We start from the raw sequence: 18,356 nt of genomic DNA on the forward strand, positions 1-18,356 counted from the left end.
TCCCCTTCGTCGCGTATGGGGGCGTGTCCCTGAGGGGGTATGCGCGGATAGACTGTCCGTCTACCAGCCTCGGAGGTGCGCGTGACTGAGACCCGTCCCTCGACCGGGACGCTCGGGCTCGGGTTCCTCCGCCGGGGGAGCCGCGAGGCGAGCGCGATCGACGGCGTGCTCGACACGTACCGGCGCATGTACCCGCGCGGACGGACCGGCCTCATCGAGCGCGCCTACCGCGTGGCCGAGGAGGCGCACCGCGGCCAGAAGCGCAAGAGCGGCGAGCCGTATATCACGCACCCCATCGCGGTCGCGCAGATCATCGCGGACCTGGGCCTCACCGACACGGTCATCGCGGCGGCGCTGCTGCACGACGTGGTGGAGGACACCGAGTACCCGCTCGAGCGCATGGAGCAGGAGTTCGGCGACGAGGTCGCGATGATCGTCGACGGCGTCACCAAGCTCGACAAGGTGCAGTACGGCGACGCCGCGCAGGCCGAGACGGTCCGCAAGATGGTCGTCGCGATGGCCAAGGACATCCGCGTCCTGCTGCTCAAGCTGTGCGACCGCCTCCACAACGCCCGCACGTGGAAGTACGTGGCGCCGGAGTCCGCGCGCAAGAAGGCGCAGGAGACGCTCGAGATCTACGCGCCGCTCGCGCACCGCATGGGCCTCAACGCCATCAAGTGGGAGCTCGAGGACCTCAGCTTCCAGACGCTGTACCCGAAGATCTACCAGGAGATCGTCGACGTCGTCACGGATCGGGCCCCCGAGCGCGAGAAGTACCTCGCGCAGGTCCGCGCGGAGATCGAGAAGGACCTCCGCCAGATGAAGATCAAGGCGGAGATCACCGGCCGCCCCAAGCACTACTACTCTGTGTACCAGAAGATGATCGTCCGGGGCCGCGACCTCAACGACATCTACGACCTGGTGGGCATCCGCATCCTCGTCGAGACGGTGCGCGACTGCTACGCGGTCCTCGGCGCGATGCACGCCCGCTACCAGCCCGTGCCGGGCCGGTTCAAGGACTACATCGCGATGCCCAAGTTCAACCTGTACCAGTCGCTCCACACGACGGTCATCGGTCCCACGGGCAAGCCCGTCGAGCTGCAGATCCGCACGTACGACATGCACCGCCGCGCCGAGTACGGCCTCGCGGCGCACTGGCGCTACAAGGAGACCGCGAAGACCGGCCAGCCGTCCAAGGGCGGCGAGATGGGCTGGCTGCGCCAGATCGCCGACTGGCAGCAGGAGACCGCGGACCCCACCGAGTTCCTCGACAGCCTGCGCGGCGAGATCTCCAAGGCCGAGGTGTACGTCTTCACGCCGCGCGGCAAGCTGCTGTCGCTCCCGCAGGGCGCCACGCCCGTGGACTTCGCGTACGCGGTCCACACCGAGGTGGGCCACAAGACCATCGGCGCGAAGGTCAACGGGCGCCTGGTGCCGCTCGACTCGACGCTCGAGAACGGCGACACCGTCGAGGTGCTCACCACCTCGGACGAGAACGCGCATCCCAAGCGTGACTGGCTCGAGTTCGTGCAGTCCACCCGCGCGCGCAACAAGATCCGCCAGTGGTTCACGCGCGAGCGCCGCGAGGAGTCGATCGAGACCGGGCGCGACATGCTCGCCCGCGCGATCCGCCGCCAGCAGCTGCCGATGCAGCGCCTCATGAGCCGTCCCACGCTCCTCGCCCTCGCGAAGGAGATGCATTACGACGACGTCGACGCGCTCTACGCGGCGATCGGCGAGCACAAGGAGCAGGCGGCCGACGTCGTCGCGCGCATGACCGAGGCCGTCGGCGGCCAGGAGGGCGCCGACGAGGACCTCACCGAGATCACGCGCCCCGGCCTGCCCGCCGCGCGCCCCGCGCGCCGCGGCGACCCCGGCGTGTCCGTGCACGGGCTGACCGACGTGGTCGTCAAGCTCGCGCGCTGCTGCACCCCGGTGCCCGGCGACCCGATCCAGGGCTTCATCACCCGCGGCTCGGGCGTCTCGGTGCACCGGGCCGACTGCGACAACCTCGCGCAGCTGCACAACCAGAGCGAGCGCCTCATCGACGTCGAGTGGACCGGCCACAGCGCCGGCACGTTCCTCGTGCAGATCGAGGTCGAGGCGCTCGACCGCAACCGCCTGCTGTCGGACGTCACGCAGGTGCTGTCCGACCACCACGTCAACATCCTGTCCGCCAACGTGTCGACCACGCGCGAGCGGGTCGCGATGTCGAGCTTCCAGTTCGAGATGGCCGACCCGTCGCACCTGGGCGCCATCCTGTCGGCCGTGCGCCGCATCGACGGCGTCTACGACGCGCGCCGCGTCACCGGGGCGAAGCGGCCGTAGCCGGCGTGGTCGTCGCGACCGCCTCGACCAGGGAGGCCAGCCGCGCGTAGCCGCTCCCCGTGGGCGAGTCCGGCACGAGGGCGTCCCGGAGGTCCGCGGGGACGATGCGGCCCTCGGCGATCGCGCCGCACACCGCCGCGAGGGCGTCGGCGGGAGGCTCCCACCGCAGCGCGTCGAGGCACGCGCGTGCCGGGGGAGCGAGCAGGAGGCCGCCCCCGACCCGGACGCCCAGCCGGGCCGTGACGCCCGAGTGCAGCGCGACCTCCGTGCCCGGCGGCCGGTAGAGGCCCCTCAGGCCCACCGCGTGCCACCCGACCGGCGCATCGTCCACCCAGCCGTGGACCCACAGCGCCGCGGTCCCGGTGAGGACCACGTGGGCCGGGACGCGCGGCGCGGCCGCGAGGGCGCGCAGGCCGGGGGAGTCGGGCACGTCGCGCGGACGGGCGGCGCCGGGGCCGTGCGGCGCGACGATGCGCTGGCGGAGCAGGCGCGCGAACGCGGGCCGGCCCACGTCGTCGGCGCGCAGCAGGATCACGCTCCCAGCGTCGCGTGCGGGGGCGTGCCGGGCCACCCCCTGTGGACGGCGCCCCGGGGAAGCGAAGGGCCCCGCCACCTCGCGGTGACGGGGCCCTTCGGGACGATGCGGCGCTAGGCCAGTCCCTCGATCTGCTTGAGCCACGCCTGGCGGGCGGCCAGCGACTCCTCGAGCTTCTTGGTGTTCTTGCCGGCGGCCTTGGCCTCGGCGATCTCGTCCTCGAGGGCGGTGATCGCGGAGTGCAGCTGCGCGGCGGCACCCGAGGCGCGGGCCTCGAGCTCGGGGTTGCGCGAGTTCCACTCGGCGTCCTCGGCGTCGCGGACGGCCTTCTCGACCGCCGCCATGCGCTTGGACAGGCGGGCGATGTCGGCGCGCGGCACGCGGCCGGCGGCCTCGAAGCGGTCCTGGATGGGACGCAGCGCCTGCTTGGCGGCGGCGAGGTCCTTGACCGGGAGGAGCGCCTCGGCCTCGGCGACCGCGGCCTCCTTCGCCTCGACGTTGCCCGACAGCGCCTCGTCCTCGGCGTCGGCGGCACCCCGGCGGGCCTCGAAGAACGAGTCCTGCGCGGCCTGGAACCTCTTCCACAGCGCGTCGTCGACCGAGCGGCGGCCGCGACCGGCGTTGCGCCAGTCGTTCATCAGGTCGCGGAAGCCGCGGGCACCGTGGTCCCAGTCGGTGGTCTGGGCGAGCGCCTCGGCGCGGGCGACCAGGTCCTCCTTGCGCGTCGCGACGTCCGCGTTGGAGCGGTCGAGCTCGGCGAAGTGGTGCTTGCGGGCCTTCTCGAAGGCCGAGCGGGCGTGCGTGAAGCGCGTCCACAGGGCACGCTCGACGTCCTTGGGGATGCGGGCGCCGGAGCGCTGCGCCTCCTTCCACTGGTCGAGCAGGCCGCGCAGCGTCGCGGTGTCGTTCTTCCAGTGGACCTTGTCCTCGGGCTTCGCGGCGAGCGCCTCGGCGGTCGCGACGATCTCCTCGCGGGAGGCGATCGCCGCCTCGCGGGCCACACGACGCTCCTCGTGGATGCGGGTGCGGGTCTCCTCGGCCTCGGACTTCACCGCGGCGTAGCGCTCGACGAGCGTGTCGAGGTCGCCCACGACGCTCGGCGGCGTCAGCACGGCCTCGATGGTCGCGATCGACTCGTCGATGTCCTTGGGGGAGAGCTCGGCGGACGCGAGGCGCGCATGGAAGCGCTCCACCGCGGCCTCGAGCTCGAAGAACGCGTGGGCGTAGGGCTTGAGGGCCTCGTCGTCGGCGGCGGGGCCGACCTCGACGCGCTCCTCGGCCACGATGACGAACGCCTTCCCGTCCTCGACGAGCCCGTGCGCGAGGGCCTCCTCGAAGCGCTCCTCCGGCACCTCGGCTGCCACCGGCACGGCGACCACGGTGTGCGTGGTCTGCTTCGCGACGGCCACCGGCGACGGCGCCTTGAAGGCGCCGGGCTTCGGGGCCTTCGGCTTCGGCGCGCGGGGGGCCTTGGGCGCCTTCGGAGCCTCTGCGGCGGGCTCCTCTGCGGAAGCGGGCTCCTCGGGTGCCGGCTCCTCAGCCGGAGCATCGGCCTCGGCGGCAGGCGCCTCGGCGGGCTCCTCCGCGGGTGCCTCCTCGGCTGCCGGCGCCTCCTCGACCGGGGCCTCCGCGGCGGGCGCGGCCTCCTCGGTCACGGCCTCGGCCGCGGGCTCGGGGGTGGACTGGGACGGGGCCTCGGCGGCCTCGGTCTTCGACGCCTGAGCGTCGGGCGACTCGGTCATGAGACGGATACCTCGTTCACGATGACGGACATGGCCGGCGGACCGTCGGTGTCCCCGGTGATGGTGCCTGCTTCGGCAACACGGCTCACACTACCGTTTCCCTCGACCACCTGGCCCAGCACCGTGTAGCCGCCCGCGCTGTCCGACGGGATGGTGGAGTCCTGGTAGACGATGAAGAACTGGCTTCCCATGGACTCGCCGTCGCCGCCCACGCGGGCCATCGCGACGGTGCCCGCGGGGTAGAAGTCGTCTGCCGGCGCGTTCTCGACCGGGCCGAAGCGGTAGCCCGGCCCGCCGGTGCCCGTCCCGGTCGGGTCGCCGCACTGCAGCACGTAGATGCCGGACGTCGTGAGGCGGTGGCAGTCGGTGCCGTCGAAGTAGCCCTCCTTGGCCAGCTCGACGAAGCTCGCGACCGCCTGCGGCGCGGCCGCGCCGTCGAGCTCCACCACGATGTCGCCCTGGCTCGTCGCGAGCGTCGCGGTCCAGGTGCGGTCCTCGGCGTAGGACGGGTCCGGCGGCTCGGGGGAGACGGCCCAGCCCGACTCGAGGGTCACCTCGTCGTCCGCGGTGGACGATGCGGTGGCCTCGGTGGTCGACGCCGCCTTGGCCTGGTTGTTCTCGTGCATCGCGATGAGCAGCACCGCGAGCCCGCCGCCGAGCAGCAGCGCCCCGGCGGTGACGAGCGCGGTGACGCGGATGATCCGCTCGCGGCGGCGCCGCTTGGCCGCCACCCGCGCCTCGTAGGCGTGCTGCTTCTTGAGGGCGTTGGCCTTCGCCTGCTTCTTGGTTGTCATCGAACCTTCCCGTGCCGCGGATGTGCCAGGTCAGTCTAGGTGGGGACGATGCGGAACAATGGCGGGCATGGCACGCGTGCAACCCCTCTCCGGATTCCCCGAATGGTCCCCGCAGGAGCGCCTCGTCGAGGCGCACGTGATCGGCACCCTGCGCGAGGTCTTCGCCCTCCATGGCTTCGGCGAGATCGAGACGCGCGCGGTCGAGCCCGTCGAGCGCCTCGCGGGCGACTCGGACGCGTCCAAGGAGATCTACGCGATCGGCCGCCTCAACGCCGACGAGCAGGCCGGCCGCGAGGCCAAGCTCGGCCTCCACTTCGACCTCACGGTCCCGTTCGCGCGCTACGTCGAGGAGAACCAGGGCCGCCTGCAGTTCCCGTTCCGGCGCTGCCAGATCCAGAAGGTGTGGCGCGGCGAGCGTCCCCAGGAGGGTCGCTTCCGCGAGTTCTACCAGGCCGACATCGACGTCGTGGGCCGGGACACCCTGCCCGAGCACCTCGAGGCCGAGGTCGCGATCGTGATGGCTCGGGCGCTGCGCGCGCTGCCGCTGCCGCCCGCGCGCATGCACCTCAACAACCGCGGCCTGGTCGAGGGCTTCTACCGCGGCGTCGGCATCGTCGACATCGCGGGCGCGCTGCGCAGCGTGGACAAGCTCGACAAGATCGGCCCCGAGGGCGTCGCCGAGGAGCTGCACGCCAAGGGCGTGAGCCCCGAGTCCGTGCACGCGATCCTCGAGCTCGCGGCGATCCAGACGACCGACGGCTCGTTCGTCGACCTCGTCGAGGCGCTGTGGGACCACTCGCCGATCGTGGACGACGCCGACGATGCCCGCGAGCAGTTCGACCGCGGCGCGCGCTCCCTCGCGACGCTCGTCGACGCCGTCAACGCCGCCGTGCCCGACACCGCGATCGCGGACCTGCGCATCGCGCGCGGCCTCGACTACTACACGGGCGCCGTCTACGAGACGGTGCTCGACGGCCACGAGGACCTCGGCTCCATCTGCTCCGGCGGCCGCTACGACTCGCTCGTCGCCGGCGGAGGCTTCCCCGGCGTGGGCATGTCGATCGGCGTGAGCCGCCTCGTCAGCCGCATGCTCGGCGCCGGCCTCGCGACCGCGAGCCGCTCGGTGCCCCAGGCCGTGCTCGTGGCGGTCACCGACGAGGAGCACCGCGGCGCATCGTCCGCCATCGCGGACCGCCTGCGCGCCCGCGGCATCGCGTGCGAGGTGTCGCCCAACGCCGCCAAGTTCGGCAAGCAGATCCAGTACGCGGACCGTCGCGGCATCCCGTTCGTGTGGTTCCCGGCGGCCGGCGACGGCACGTCGCCCGACGGCGAGGTCAAGGACATCCGGTCGGGCGAGCAGGTGCCCGCCGACGCGGACGTCTGGGCGCCCCCGACCGAGGACCTGAACCCGCGCATCGTCCGCGGCTAGACTGAGACCCGCTCTTCACAACCCCGCGCGCCTCCGCGCGATAGAAAGGCCTTGACTTGCTCCGCACGCATCTCGCTGGAAACCTGCGCGCCGCCGACGCCGGCGCCACCGTCACCCTCGCCGGCTGGGTGGGCCGCCGCCGCGATCACGGCGGCGTCGCGTTCATCGACCTGCGTGACGCCTCGGGCCTCGCGCAGGTGGTGCTCCGCGAGGAGATCGCGCACGCGCTGCGCACCGAGTACGTCATCCAGGTGACCGGCGAGGTGCGCCTGCGCCCCGAGGGCTCGGCCAACCCGAACATGCCGTCGGGTGAGATCGAGGTGGCCGTCACCGACGTGGTGATCCTCAACGAGTCGGCCCCCACGCCGTTCCCGATCGACGAGCACGTCAACGTGGGCGAGGAGGCGCGCCTCAAGCACCGCTACCTCGACCTGCGCCGCCCGCAGCCGCGCGCGAACATCGTGCTGCGGTCCGAGGTGAACAAGGCGGCCCGCCGCGTGCTCGAGCGTCACGACTTCCTCGAGATCGAGACCCCGACCCTCACGCGCTCGACCCCCGAGGGCGCCCGCGACTTCCTGGTGCCCGCGCGCCTGTCGCCCGGCTCCTGGTACGCACTGCCGCAGTCGCCGCAGCTGTTCAAGCAGCTGCTCATGGTGTCGGGCATGGAGCGCTACTACCAGATCGCCCGCTGCTACCGCGATGAGGACTTCCGCGCGGACCGCCAGCCGGAGTTCACGCAGCTCGACATCGAGATGAGCTTCGTGGACCAGGACGACGTCATCGCGCTGGGCGAGGAGCTCGTCCGCGAGCTGTGGTCGCTCATCGGCTACGAGGTGTCGCTGCCGATCCCGCGGATCACGTACAACGACGCGATGGCGCGCTTCGGCACCGACAAGCCGGACCTGCGCTTCGGCCTCGAGCTCACCGAGCTGACCTCGTACTTCAGCGAGACGCCGTTCCGCGTCTTCCAGGCGGAGTACGTGGGCGCGGTCGTCATGCCCGGCGGCGCCTCGCAGCCCCGCAAGACGCTCGACGCGTGGCAGGAGTGGGCCAAGCAGCGCGGCGCCAAGGGCCTCGCGTACGTGCTGGTCCAGGAGGACGGCACGCTCGGCGGCCCGGTCGCCAAGAACCTGTCCGAGACCGAGCTCGCCGGCCTGGCCGAGGCGACCGGCGCCAACCCCGGCGACTGCATCTTCTTCGCCGCGGGCAAGGCGGGCGCGTCGCGCGCGCTGCTCGGCGCCGCCCGAAACGAGATCGCCCGCCGCGTCGGCCTCATCGACGAGGACCGCTTCGAGTTCTGCTGGGTCGTCGACGCTCCGCTGTTCAAGCCGGTCGACGTGGACGACGACGACGTCGCGCTGGGCACCTCGGCCTGGACGGCGGTGCACCACGCGTTCACGAGCCCCAAGCCGGAGTTCATGGACACGTTCGACACGGACCCGGGCCCGGCCCTCGCGTACGCCTACGACATCGTCTGCAACGGCAACGAGATCGGCGGCGGCTCGATCCGTATCCACCGCCAGGACGTGCAGCAGCGCGTGTTCAACGTGATGGGCATCGGCCCCGAGGAGGCGCAGGAGAAGTTCGGCTTCCTCCTCGACGCCTTCCAGTTCGGCGCCCCGCCGCACGGCGGCATCGCGCTCGGCTGGGACCGTGTCACGGCGCTCCTGGCCAAGGCCGACTCGATCCGCGACGTGATCGCCTTCCCGAAGTCGGGCGGCGGCTACGACCCGCTGACCCAGGCGCCCGCCCCGATCACCTCGGAGCAGCGCGCTGAGGCCGGCGTGGACTTCGTGCCCGAGGCCGAGGAGGCCGGCGCGGAGGCGTAGAGCTCACCGCACGTCACGAGGGCGGGATCCCGGTGCGGGGTCCCGCCCTCGGCGTGTGTCCTGGGCGTGTCGCGCCGCGTTCGCCATGGACCCTCTCGCGTGTGTCAGCGTGAGCTGACATGGGCGGCCGGGGCCTCGCGTGCCGAGCGGGAACAGCGCACCGCCGGGGGCGCTGTTTCAGCCAGGGCTGATACGCGGATCCGAGGTCATCGCCTGAGCGCGGGTGCGGGCCCGGGTACGGGCAACGGCCGGGCGGCCGGCCCGGGGCCCGCCGGGACGATGCGCGCCCGCGCCGGGCGCGACGCCCAGAGCACGCAGCCGACCACCAGCACGCCGCCGGCCAGCTCGAGCGCGGCGGGACGCTCGCCGAGCGCCAGCCAGGCGGTCGCGATGCCGACCACCGGCACCAGCATCGAGAACGGCGCCACGCGGCCCGCGGGATGGCGTGCCATGAGCCACACCCAGATCCCCGAGCCGACGAGCGTGCCGAGCAGGACCGTGTAGGCGAGCCCGAGCCACGCGGGCACGGCGGCGGCCGTGAGCGACGTCGCCAGCGCGTCGCCGATCGCGGCCGGGCCCTCGACCGCGAGCGACAGCGCGAGCATCGGCAGCGGCGGCACGACGCTCATCCACAGCACGAGGTGCAGCGGCCGCGGGGCCCGCGCCTGGCGGCTCGCGAGATTGCCGAGTGCCCAGCCGAGCGCCCCGAGCAGCACCAGCAGGAACGGTCCCGCCGGCGCCGAGGTCCCGTAGCTGAGGCCGACCACCGCGAGCCCGGCCGTCGCGACCGCGACGCCCGCGATGGCACGCACCCCGAGGCGCTCGCGCAGCAGCACGGCGCCGAGGACCACCGTGAAGGGTGCGGAGGCCTGCAGCACGAGCGACGCGAGGCCCGTGGGGAAGCCGGCGTTCATGCCCAGGTAGAGGAAGAGGAACTGCAGGGTCCCGAAGCCGAGCCCGTAGCCGATCAGCCAGCGCGCGGGCACCTGCGGGCGCGGCACGAGCAGGACGGTGGGGATCGCGATGATAGCGAAGCGCAGCGCGACGAGGAACAGCGGCGGGAAGTGCGTGAGCGACGCGTGGATCGCGAGGAAGTTGAGTCCCCAGAGGACCGCGACGAGGACGGCGAGGGCGGTGTGGCGGAGGGGCATGGCGCCAGTCTGTAACCGCCGTGCATGTAGGACAAGCGCATTGTCGTACATGTGATGTTTAGGATGCCTACATGGAGGTCCGTCATCTCGAGCTGCTCCGCGACCTGAAGGAGCGGGGCACGCTCGGCGCCGTCGCGGCGGCCACGTACCGCACCGCGTCGGCGCTGTCGCAGCAGCTGCGCACCGCCGAGCGCGAGCTCGGCGTCGCGCTCGTCGAGCCCGCGTCGCGCGGGCTGAGGCTCACGTGGGCGGGGGAGATCCTCGCCTCCGGCGCCGACGACGTGCTGTCGGCCCTCGCTCGTGTGCAGGCCGCGCTCGACGAGGGCAGGGGCGAACCGAGCGGGACGGTCCGCATCGGCACCCTGCCGAGCGCGGGCGCGGCGCTGCTCCCGGGCGTCATGGCACGGCTCGCGGGCACGCGGCTGCAGATCGCGCTCGAGGACTTCGACCTCGCCGAGGCCGACTACGCGGGCCGCACGCTCGACCACGACCTCGTCATCGCGCACAGCCTCAGCGCGGACGTGCCGGCGGGCGCCGAAGGACTGTTCTCGGGTGTGGTCGCGCGCGAGCCGATCGACGTGGCGGTGCCCGCGGAACACCCGCTCGCGGCGCGCGCGAGCCTCGTCCCCGAGGACGTCGTGGGCCATCCTTGGATCGCGGTCCCGCGCGGCTTCCCGTTCGCGACGGTGCTCGAGGGCGTCGAGGCCGCGACGGGGGCGACGCTCGAGCGGATCGTCGAGATCCGCGACAATCGCCTCGTCGAGTCGCTGGTGGGCCGGGGTCTCGGGCTCGCGCTGCTGCCGCGCTTCTCCACGCCGCCGTCCGAGGACTACCGTCTCGTGCCGCTCACCGGGGTGAGGGCGACGCGCGCGATCGTCGCGATCGGCCGGCACGACCGCGTCGCGCGGCGTGCGGTGAGCGCCGTGCTCGACGCGCTGGCCGACGTGGGCGCCGGGCTCAGCTGAGGCGCGGCCACCGCGCGAGCGCCAGCGCACCGATCGCCAGCACCGCGGCCGGCAGCCACAGCGCGGCCGCGCTCGACGTGGCTCCCGCGAGCACGCCCAGGCCCGCGGTCGTGACGATCGCCGTGCCCTGCATCGCCATCGAGTTGAGCGACAGCACGGTGGCGCGCTGCGCGGACGATGCGGCGGCATGCGTGAGCTCCTCGACCAGCGGTACCGCGATGCCCAGCAGGACGTAGAAGGCGACGAACGCGACCGCGGCGGCGAGCGGCGCCGGCAGCGCCACCGCCGCGAGGGCGACGGCCGCGCCGAGGACCCCCACGAGCGCCGCGCGCGACGGGCCGCGCGTGAGACGGGCGACCGCCGGCGCGAGCGCCGAGCCGGACGCCGAGCCCAGGAAGCCCGCGGTCACGAGCACCGCGTACGCGCCTGCCGCGGCGGACTCGCCTCCGAGCAGCGCGGCGAACCGCGGCGGCGCCAGCAGCTCGAGTCCGGACAGGGCCGCGCCCACGGCGGCCGTAAGGAGCAGGATCCGCCGGAGCGCCGGGTGGGTGCGCGCGAGGCGCAGGCCGGCGGCGATGGTCTCGCCCAGCCCGCGCCTCGTCCCCGGTGAGGGAGCGTCCGCGGGGCGTGCCGGGTCCCGCACCCACACGAGCACGAGGACCGCGTGCAGCACGGACAGCGCGGCCGCGACGAGGAACGGCGTCGACAGCGCCACCAGCCCGTCGCCGCTCGTCGGCAGGGGCGAGATCGCGACGAGCCCGCCGCCGGCGAGGGCGCCCGCCGCGAGGGCGACCGACTCGGCGACGCCCGCGCGCGACAACCCGGTCCGGAGCGAGGCATCCGGGTCCACCTCGTGGGTGCGGTCGACGAACCACGCCTGCAGCGGTCCCGAGTCGAGCGCCCGGGCGATGCCGCCCAGGAGGTACCCGAGGGCCAGCACGAGGGCGCCGCGCCCGAAGGCGAGCGTGAGGCTGGACACGGCGGCGACGAGCGCGGCCGTCGCGAGCACGGGCCGGCGGCCGATGACGTCGGCGAGGCCGCCGGTCGGCAGCTCCAGCACCAGCGTCGCGGCGCTGTAGACCGCGACGATGAGGCCGATGGTGGGCAGGTCGAGCCCCCGTTCGCGCAGGAGCAGCACCGTCACCGGCACGACGAAGCCCGTGGGCAGCCAGCGCAGCGCGGTGAGCGCGACGAAGCGGCGACGGATCGAGACGAGCGCGGCCGCGGTCGCGGGGGCCTCGGCGGGTGGGGTCGGGGACATCGCCGCTCAGTGTGACAGGCCGATGCGCCGGTGCAGGCGCCGCAGCGGACCGGGCGCCCACCAGTTCCAGTCGCCGAGCAGCGTCATCGTGGCCGGCACCAGGAGCATGCGCACCACGGTGGCGTCGAGCAGCACCGCGAAGGCGAGGCCCACGCCCACCTCCTTGATCATCAGCAGCTCGCCGAGCGCGAAGCCCAGGAACACGAGCACGATCACCGCGGCGGCGGACGTGATGATGCGGCCCGAGCGCTGCAGGCCCTTGCGCACGGCCGCGTCGTTGTCCTCGCCGGCGTCGACGTACTCCTTGACGCGCGACAGCAGGAACACCTCGTAGTCCATCGCGAGGCCGAAGCCGAAGGCCGCGATGATGACCGCCACGTAGGTCTCGATGCCGCCCGTCGAGCTGAAGCCGAGCGTGCCTTCGAGGTGGCCCTCGCCGAAGATCCACGTGACCACGCCGAGCGTCGCGGCGAGCGACAGCGTGTTGATGACCAGCGTCTTGATGGGCACCAGCAGCGAGCCCGTCATGAGGAACAGCAGCACGAGGGTCGCGAGCACCACGAGTCCGCCCGCGAGCAACGCGCCCTCGACGATCGCGTCGAGGAAGTCGATCTGCGTGGCCGCGACCCCGCCCACATGGACCTCGACCGGCGCCTCGAGGGCGCGCACGTCCGTCACGGCGTCGACGGCCTCGGGGCCCGACGGGTCCGTCGAGTCGAGCCGGACGCCGACGAACGTCTCGCCGTCGCGGACCAGCGGCGCGTCGACGGCGCGCACCCCGTCCACCTGCGCGACCTCGTCGAGCCAGCCGTCGAGCGAGTCCGCGGGCTCGAGCGTGTGGATCCAGATCGCGGGCTCGCCGAGGTCAGGGAAGCCCTCCCGGAACTCGGTGACGAACTCCCGACGCTCGTTGCCCGGGGGCAGCGCCTCGATGTCGGAGTTGCGCAGGGTGAGGTGGAGGACCGGGCTCGCGAGCACGAGCAGCAGCCCGACGCACGCGATCACCACGAGCCACGGGCGCCGCTGCCCCCACGCCGCAAGCCGCGAGAACGCGCCCTCCTCGCGGTCGACGTTCGACGTCGTGGCGAGGATGCGGCGCAGCCCCGGCACCCGCGACAGGATCCCGGGCTTGGCGATGCGTGGTGCGAGGAGGAACAGCACCGCGGGCACGATGGTGAGCGCCGCGATCATCGCGGTGGTCACGACCCCGACCGCGGCGCCGCCGATGCCCTGCATGATGACGGGTTCGAACAGCAGCATGCCGCCGACGGCGATCGCGACGACGATGCCGGAGAACGTCACCGTGCGGCCCGCGGTCGCCATGGTGATCTCGATCGCCTCGGCGCGCGCCTCGCGCGGGCCGCCGCCGAGGCGGTGGATCTCCTCGCGGAAGCGGGACACGATGAGGAGCCCATAGTCGATCGACAGGCCGATGCCCAGCACCGTGACCACGTTGACGGCGCTCTGGTCGAGGTCGAGCAGGAACGAGAAGCCGTAGAGCACCGCGAGCCCGCCCGCGATCGACGCGATCGCGCCGGTGAGCGGGGTCGCCGCGGCGAGGAAGCCGCCGAAGACGAAGACCATCACCACCAGGGCCGCCGGCAGGGCGATGATCTCGCCGGTCACCAGGTCCTGCTCGAGCTGCGCCGTGAAGTCGTCGAAGACCAGCGGGTTCGAGGACGTCGCGACGGTCGCGTCGGGGTTCGTGGCGCGCATCTGGTCCACCGCGTCCGCCACGATGGCCGCGACCTCCTCGTGGACGGGCAGCGGGTCCTCGTCCCCGAACGACGTGAAGCCCACGTCGATGAGGAAGCCCGTGCCGTCCGCGTCCACCAGGCCCGCGGTCGGGTCGCCCGACCCCGCGGACGAGGCGGCGGCCGGGTCGAAGGCCGGGCCCGTCACCACGCCGAACGGCGAGACGACGGTGGTGACCAGGTCCATCTCCGCGATGCGCGCGGCGGCCTCGTCCGTGGCCTCCTTGACCGCCGCATCGTCCATCCGTACGTCCATGACGTACGAGGTGACGCCGGGGCCCACCGTGTCGTCGGCGGTGCGCTCGAAGGCCTCGTAGACCTCCCACGAGTCGGAGCCGTCGACGAGCGGCGGGCCCGTGGTGACGCGCTGGAAGAGGCCCTCGCCGTTCACGCCGACGGTGGCGAGCGCGTAGAACCCGAGCGTGCCGATGACCGCGAGCAGCACGACCAGGCGCGGCGCGCGGGCGATGAGACGCCCGACACGGGCGAAGCCCCCCATGGCCTCCAGGCTAGGCCCGGGGTGCGACATCGTGAAGTGCGTGAGATACAGCACGGCGGCTGGACTCGTCCCTTATGTCACGCTAACGTCACGGGCTCAAGGGCTGGCGAGGGGCAGCCCCGCACGGACGCCGGGGAGGGCTTGGCGTCTCAACGGAAGGAAACTCATCGATGACCGCCACCTCGACGCGACGTCGCGCCGCCGGCCTGATCGCCGGACTGCTCGTGACGGCCACCCTGGCCACCGCTCCCGCCGCCTCCGCCGCACCCGCCGGCACCGACCTCAGCACCGCACCCCTGGCGGCCGCCCCGGCGTCGGGCCAGGTGCTCTTCGTCGACAAGTGGAGGCTCAGCTTCCGCTGGAAGCCCAGCTTCAACAGCAACACCCGCCTGTCCGGGTTCCGTGACGCGCGCGTGGTCGCCACCGGCAACGCCAAGAACGGCTTCATCCAGGTCAACGCCGCCGGCCTCAAGGCCTGGGCGCCCGCCGAGTACCTCACCACCGAGAAGCCCGGGTGGCGCAAGGCCACCAAGGTGGGCACCAAGCCCACCAGCATCAAGCTCCGCGCCAAGCCCAGCAAGGACGCGAACGTGATCGCGACCGCGCCGCGTGGCACGGTCGGCAACTACATGCGCTTCAAGTCGAACGGCTGGTGGCGCGTCAAGATCGACGGCAAGGCGTCCTGGGCCCAGGAGAACCTGCTGTGGGTCGGCGGGTACTACGACGTCGACCGCATCCTCGAGGTCGCCCACTCGCAGGTGGGCTACCGCGAGCCCGCGTTCCAGGTGAACAAGTACAACACCTGGATCGGCGGCGCCAACCCGTGGTGCGAGGTCTTCGTGTCGTGGGTCTTCGACAAGTCCGACTACGCGGCGGGCGTGCCCAAGCACGACACCTTCCGCGAGTACGCCAAGGAGCTCCGCCAGCTCGGCATCATGGACATGACGCCGACCGCGTCCGAGCTCAAGAAGGGCACGGTCGTGCTGCTCGACTGGGGCCTCGGCGACGGCCCCAAGCACACCGCGATCGTGGACCACGTGTCGGGCGGCTACGTGTACCTGGTCGAGGGCAACACCACCGACGGCACCGGCGACAAGACGCGAGGCGTGTTCTACCGCGCCCGCCCGCTGTCGTACATCTGGTCCTGGTACAACCCGGCGGAGTACGCGCGCGTCACCATGTGACGTCTCGCCTCCCGCTGAACCGCGTCGGCCCCGGCCCTCTCCTCGTCGAGAGCGCCGGGGCCGTCCGCGTTGTCGGAGGGAACGCCTACGCTGGCCCCATGGATCTGTTCGACGCGGCGCGCACCGACGCCTCGGGCGTCCCCGAGACGCTCGGCAACGCGCCCCTCGCGGTCCGGATGCGGCCGCGCGGGCTCGACGAGGTCGTGGGGCAGACCCACCTGCTCACCGAGGGATCGCCGCTGCGGCGCCTCATCGGGGACGATGCGCCGGCCACGTCGGTGGTCCTGTGGGGCCCGCCGGGCACGGGCAAGACCACGCTGGCCTACCTCGTGGCCGGGAACCGGCGCTTCGTCGAGCTGTCCGCCGTCACCGCGGGCGTCAAGGACGTGCGCGCGGTCGTCGACGACTCGAAGCGCCGCATCGCCACCGGCGAGCGCGAGACCGTTCTGTTCATCGACGAGATCCACCGCTTCACCCGCTCGCAGCAGGACGCGCTCCTGCCGGCGGTCGAGAACCGGTGGGTCACGCTCATCGGGGCCACCACCGAGAACCCGTCGTTCTCCGTCGTCGGTCCGCTGCTGTCGCGCTCGCTGCTGCTCGTGCTGCAGCCCCTCGCCTCCGCGGACATCGCGGCGCTGCTCGCACGGGCTGTCGCGGACGCGCGCGGGCTCGGTGGGAGCGTGTCGCTGGACGATGCGGCCCGCGAGCACATCCTGCGCGTCGCCGGCGCCGACGCGCGCAAGGCGCTCACGCTGCTCGAGTCGATCGCTCAGGCCGCGGGCAAGGATGGTGTCATCACCGCGGAGCTGGCCGAGGCGACGATGGACGCCGCTCTCGTCGCGTACGACAAGTCGGGCGACCAGCACTACGACGTCATCAGCGCGTTCATCAAGTCGGTGCGCGGGTCGGACGTCGACGCCGCGCTGCACTACCTGGCGCGCATGGTCGTGGCGGGGGAGGACCCGCGCTTCATCGCACGGCGGCTCGTGATCCTCGCGGCCGAGGACATCGGCATGGCGGACCCCCAGGGGCTCGTCATCGCGCAGGCGGCCGCGGACGCGGTGAGCTTCATCGGCATGCCGGAGGGGCGGATCGTGCTCGCCGAGGCGACCACGTACCTCGCGAGCGCGCCCAAGTCGAACCGCTCGTACCGGGCCATCGACGCCGCGATCGCGGACGTGCGGGCCGGCAAGGCGGGCGTGGTGCCCGAGCACCTGCGCGACGCGCACTATGCGGGGGCCGAGCGGCTGGGCCATGGGAAGGCGTACGTGTACGCGCACGACGCCCCGCACGGCGTCGCCTCCCAGGAGTACCTGCCCGAGACGCTGCGCGGCTCGCGCTACTACGAGCCCACCGAGCACGGCTATGAGCGCGCGCTGGGGGAGAGGCTCGGGACCATCCGGAGGCTGCTCGGGCGGTGAGTGCCCGGGTGCCCGCCTTCCGGAATTGGTAGGTGGTGGTCACCTTCACGGGGTGGCGGCGCCTCAGTGGTAGGCGGTTGTCGCTCGCCTGGTGGGACCGACAGTGACGTACCCATGGCACGCACGAACCTGCCAGAACCGACTTCCACCTACCACTTCGGGGGAGCGGGGCGGGGGTTCACCAGCCCTCGGGCTTGGAGTCCTTGCCGTCGAGCCAGAGGTGGTCCTTGGGGTCGGAGTGCGTGCCGCCCGAGTCGACGTGCTTGTCCGAGATCTGGTCGCCCTTGGTGATGACGTGGACCATCGCCATCGCGTGACCGCGACCGAGGCCGTAGTCATCCTTGAGCCACTCGATGATCGGGGTCGCCTTGGTGCCGGGGCCGAAGCCGCGCTCCGTCGCGAGGTCGACCAGCTGGCGGGGCGTGAGCCCGGTCTTCGTCTCGACCGCGTCGAGGTACGCCTGGAAGGACATGGCTACGATCGTAGGACCGTCGCTGGCTTCCCCGCAGGAGGAGCAAACCTCCTGAAACCGTCGGTGTGTTCCCCATAGCCGGGGCGGGGCGGCCCTGGTATAGTTGTGGAGCCCTCGCGGACGGTTGGCTGCTGTCGCCGCGAACTCAGCAAAGCAACGATCATTTCTCCGGTCGCATCCGCGCGCCCGGAGAGCTGTGAAGGAAATCATGACCTCTGTTCAGAAGGCACGTCGCCAGGTCCGCCTGTCGCGCAGCCTCGGGATCGCCCTGACCCCGAAGGCCGTCAAGCACTTCGAGAAGCGCCCGTACCCCCCGGGCGAGCACGGCCGCACCGCCCGCCGCAAGGAGAGCGACTACGCCGTCCGCCTGCGCGAGAAGCAGCGTCTTCGCGCGCAGTACGGCCTTCGCGAGAAGCAGATGACCTCGACCTACGCCGAGGCCAAGAAGGAGACCGGTCTGACCGGTGAGGCCTTCGTCGAGCTTCTCGAGATGCGCCTTGACGCCCTCGTGCTCCGTGCGGGCTTCGCTCGCACGATCCTTCAGGCGCGTCAGTCGGTCCTGCACCGCCACATCCTCGTGGACGGCAAGATCGTCGACCGCCCGTCGTTCCGCGTGAAGCCGGGCCAGACCATCCAGGTCAAGCCCAAGGCCGTCACGCTGGAGCCCTACATGGCCGCCGCCGCCGGCGCGCACCGTGACGTGCTCCCGCAGGTGCCCGAGTACCTCAACGTCACGCTTGAGAAGCTCACCGCGACGCTGGTCCGCCGCCCGAAGCGCGCCGAGGTCCCCGTGACCTGCGACGTGCAGCTGGTCGTCGAGTACTACGCTCGCTAAGGCGCACCCGTGAGGCCCTGACGGGCCGCACATGCAGTGGCCGCGGTGCGCCGCCCCTCGGGGTGGTGCACCGCGGCTTTTTCTGCACCATGGCAGGGTGGGCGGATGCGCACGATGCGCACCTGGCCCCGGAGACGAGAAGGACCTAGAAGCAAGC

At 72.5% G+C, this 18,356-nt stretch carries 14 protein-coding genes; 7 read left to right on the forward strand and 7 right to left on the reverse strand.

Features of this window, described 5'->3' with window-relative positions; all coding sequences use genetic code 11:
- The first annotated feature begins 81 nt into the window (after window positions 1–81).
- Window positions 82–2,328, forward strand: coding sequence for a RelA/SpoT family protein (locus AOM02_RS00575; protein WP_062316451.1), 2,247 nt, complete (start codon window positions 82–84; stop codon window positions 2,326–2,328).
- Here the strand turns inward: AOM02_RS00575 and AOM02_RS00580 are convergent.
- From AOM02_RS00580 to AOM02_RS00590, 3 genes are all read right to left on the reverse strand, one after another.
- Window positions 2,306–2,863, reverse strand: coding sequence for a hypothetical protein (locus tag AOM02_RS00580; protein WP_062295527.1), 558 nt, complete (start codon window positions 2,861–2,863; stop codon window positions 2,306–2,308). The genes AOM02_RS00575 and AOM02_RS00580 overlap by 23 nt on opposite strands.
- 113 nt (window positions 2,864–2,976) lie before the next feature.
- Window positions 2,977–4,605 carry a DUF349 domain-containing protein gene (locus tag AOM02_RS00585; protein ID WP_062295529.1) on the reverse strand — a complete coding sequence of 543 codons (1,629 nt, stop codon included), beginning with the start codon at window positions 4,603–4,605 and terminating at the stop codon, window positions 2,977–2,979.
- Window positions 4,602–5,399 carry a peptidylprolyl isomerase gene (locus AOM02_RS00590; RefSeq protein WP_062295530.1) on the reverse strand — a complete coding sequence of 266 codons (798 nt, stop codon included), beginning with the start codon at window positions 5,397–5,399 and terminating at the stop codon, window positions 4,602–4,604. Before AOM02_RS00590 ends, AOM02_RS00585 begins: the two co-directional genes overlap by 4 nt.
- Before the next feature lie 67 nt (window positions 5,400–5,466).
- Between AOM02_RS00590 and hisS the strand changes: the two genes are divergently transcribed.
- Together hisS and aspS are read left to right on the forward strand one after the other, a co-directional pair.
- Window positions 5,467–6,828: a histidine--tRNA ligase gene (gene hisS, locus AOM02_RS00595; RefSeq protein ID WP_062296197.1), complete on the forward strand. Its 1,362-nt coding sequence runs from the start codon at window positions 5,467–5,469 to the stop codon at window positions 6,826–6,828.
- Window positions 6,829–6,884: 56 nt separating this feature from the next.
- Window positions 6,885–8,657: an aspartate--tRNA ligase gene (gene aspS / locus AOM02_RS00600; protein ID WP_062295533.1), complete on the forward strand. Its 1,773-nt coding sequence runs from the start codon at window positions 6,885–6,887 to the stop codon at window positions 8,655–8,657.
- A gap of 206 nt (window positions 8,658–8,863) precedes the next feature.
- On the opposite strand, the gene AOM02_RS00605 is transcribed toward aspS, so the two are convergent.
- The gene (locus tag AOM02_RS00605) at window positions 8,864–9,808 is read right to left on the reverse strand and encodes an EamA family transporter (RefSeq protein WP_062295535.1); all 945 of its coding nucleotides are present in this window, start codon (window positions 9,806–9,808) and stop codon (window positions 8,864–8,866) included.
- A 71-nt stretch (window positions 9,809–9,879) separates the two neighbouring features.
- Here AOM02_RS00605 and AOM02_RS00610 point away from each other — a divergent pair, with 71 nt between their 5' ends.
- Window positions 9,880–10,773: a LysR family transcriptional regulator gene (locus AOM02_RS00610; RefSeq protein WP_062295537.1), complete on the forward strand. Its 894-nt coding sequence runs from the start codon at window positions 9,880–9,882 to the stop codon at window positions 10,771–10,773.
- Here the strand turns inward: AOM02_RS00610 and AOM02_RS00615 are convergent.
- A complete protein-coding gene (locus tag AOM02_RS00615; RefSeq protein ID WP_062295538.1) occupies window positions 10,766–12,034 on the reverse strand; it encodes an MFS transporter in 1,269 nt (422 codons plus the stop codon). The two genes, AOM02_RS00610 and AOM02_RS00615, sit on opposite strands and share 8 nt — an antisense overlap.
- Before the next feature lie 6 nt (window positions 12,035–12,040).
- On the reverse strand, window positions 12,041–14,287 hold the full coding sequence (locus tag AOM02_RS00620; RefSeq protein ID WP_062295540.1) for an MMPL family transporter: 2,247 nt from the start codon (window positions 14,285–14,287) through the stop codon (window positions 12,041–12,043).
- A 170-nt stretch (window positions 14,288–14,457) separates the two neighbouring features.
- On the opposite strand from AOM02_RS00620, the gene AOM02_RS00625 reads away from it, so the two are divergent.
- On the forward strand, window positions 14,458–15,471 hold the full coding sequence (locus AOM02_RS00625) for a CHAP domain-containing protein (protein WP_062295542.1): 1,014 nt from the start codon (window positions 14,458–14,460) through the stop codon (window positions 15,469–15,471).
- Between the two features lie 98 nt (window positions 15,472–15,569).
- Window positions 15,570–16,892, forward strand: a complete 1,323-nt coding sequence (locus AOM02_RS00630; RefSeq protein ID WP_062295544.1) for a replication-associated recombination protein A — start codon at window positions 15,570–15,572, stop codon at window positions 16,890–16,892.
- Between the two features lie 178 nt (window positions 16,893–17,070).
- Here AOM02_RS00630 and AOM02_RS00635 read toward each other — a convergent pair whose 3' ends face one another.
- Window positions 17,071–17,364 (reverse strand): DUF4287 domain-containing protein, encoded by a 294-nt coding sequence (locus AOM02_RS00635; protein WP_062295546.1) that lies wholly within the window; start codon window positions 17,362–17,364, stop codon window positions 17,071–17,073.
- Window positions 17,365–17,572: 208 nt separating this feature from the next.
- Here AOM02_RS00635 and rpsD point away from each other — a divergent pair, with 208 nt between their 5' ends.
- Window positions 17,573–18,199, forward strand: coding sequence for a 30S ribosomal protein S4 (gene rpsD / locus AOM02_RS00640; RefSeq protein ID WP_062295548.1), 627 nt, complete (start codon window positions 17,573–17,575; stop codon window positions 18,197–18,199).
- Window positions 18,200–18,356: the final 157 nt, after the last annotated feature.

Source organism: Demequina maris (assembly GCF_000971155.1).
GTDB classification, from domain to species: Bacteria; Actinomycetota; Actinomycetes; order Actinomycetales; family Demequinaceae; genus Demequina; species Demequina maris.

Coding starts and splice junctions, on each gene's coding strand:
- AOM02_RS00585 (WP_062295529.1), bottom strand. CDS start 4,605: ATGACCGAGTCGCCCGACGCTCAGGCGTCGAAGACCGAGGCCGCCGAG.
- AOM02_RS00590 (WP_062295530.1), bottom strand. CDS start 5,399: ATGACAACCAAGAAGCAGGCGAAGGCCAACGCCCTCAAGAAGCAGCAC.
- hisS (WP_062296197.1), top strand. CDS start 5,467: ATGGCACGCGTGCAACCCCTCTCCGGATTCCCCGAATGGTCCCCGCAG.
- AOM02_RS00605 (WP_062295535.1), bottom strand. CDS start 9,808: ATGCCCCTCCGCCACACCGCCCTCGCCGTCCTCGTCGCGGTCCTCTGG.
- AOM02_RS00610 (WP_062295537.1), top strand. CDS start 9,880: ATGGAGGTCCGTCATCTCGAGCTGCTCCGCGACCTGAAGGAGCGGGGC.
- AOM02_RS00615 (WP_062295538.1), bottom strand. CDS start 12,034: ATGTCCCCGACCCCACCCGCCGAGGCCCCCGCGACCGCGGCCGCGCTC.
- AOM02_RS00620 (WP_062295540.1), bottom strand. CDS start 14,287: ATGGGGGGCTTCGCCCGTGTCGGGCGTCTCATCGCCCGCGCGCCGCGC.
- AOM02_RS00625 (WP_062295542.1), top strand. CDS start 14,458: ATGACCGCCACCTCGACGCGACGTCGCGCCGCCGGCCTGATCGCCGGA.
- AOM02_RS00630 (WP_062295544.1), top strand. CDS start 15,570: ATGGATCTGTTCGACGCGGCGCGCACCGACGCCTCGGGCGTCCCCGAG.
- AOM02_RS00635 (WP_062295546.1), bottom strand. CDS start 17,364: ATGTCCTTCCAGGCGTACCTCGACGCGGTCGAGACGAAGACCGGGCTC.
- rpsD (WP_062295548.1), top strand. CDS start 17,573: ATGACCTCTGTTCAGAAGGCACGTCGCCAGGTCCGCCTGTCGCGCAGC.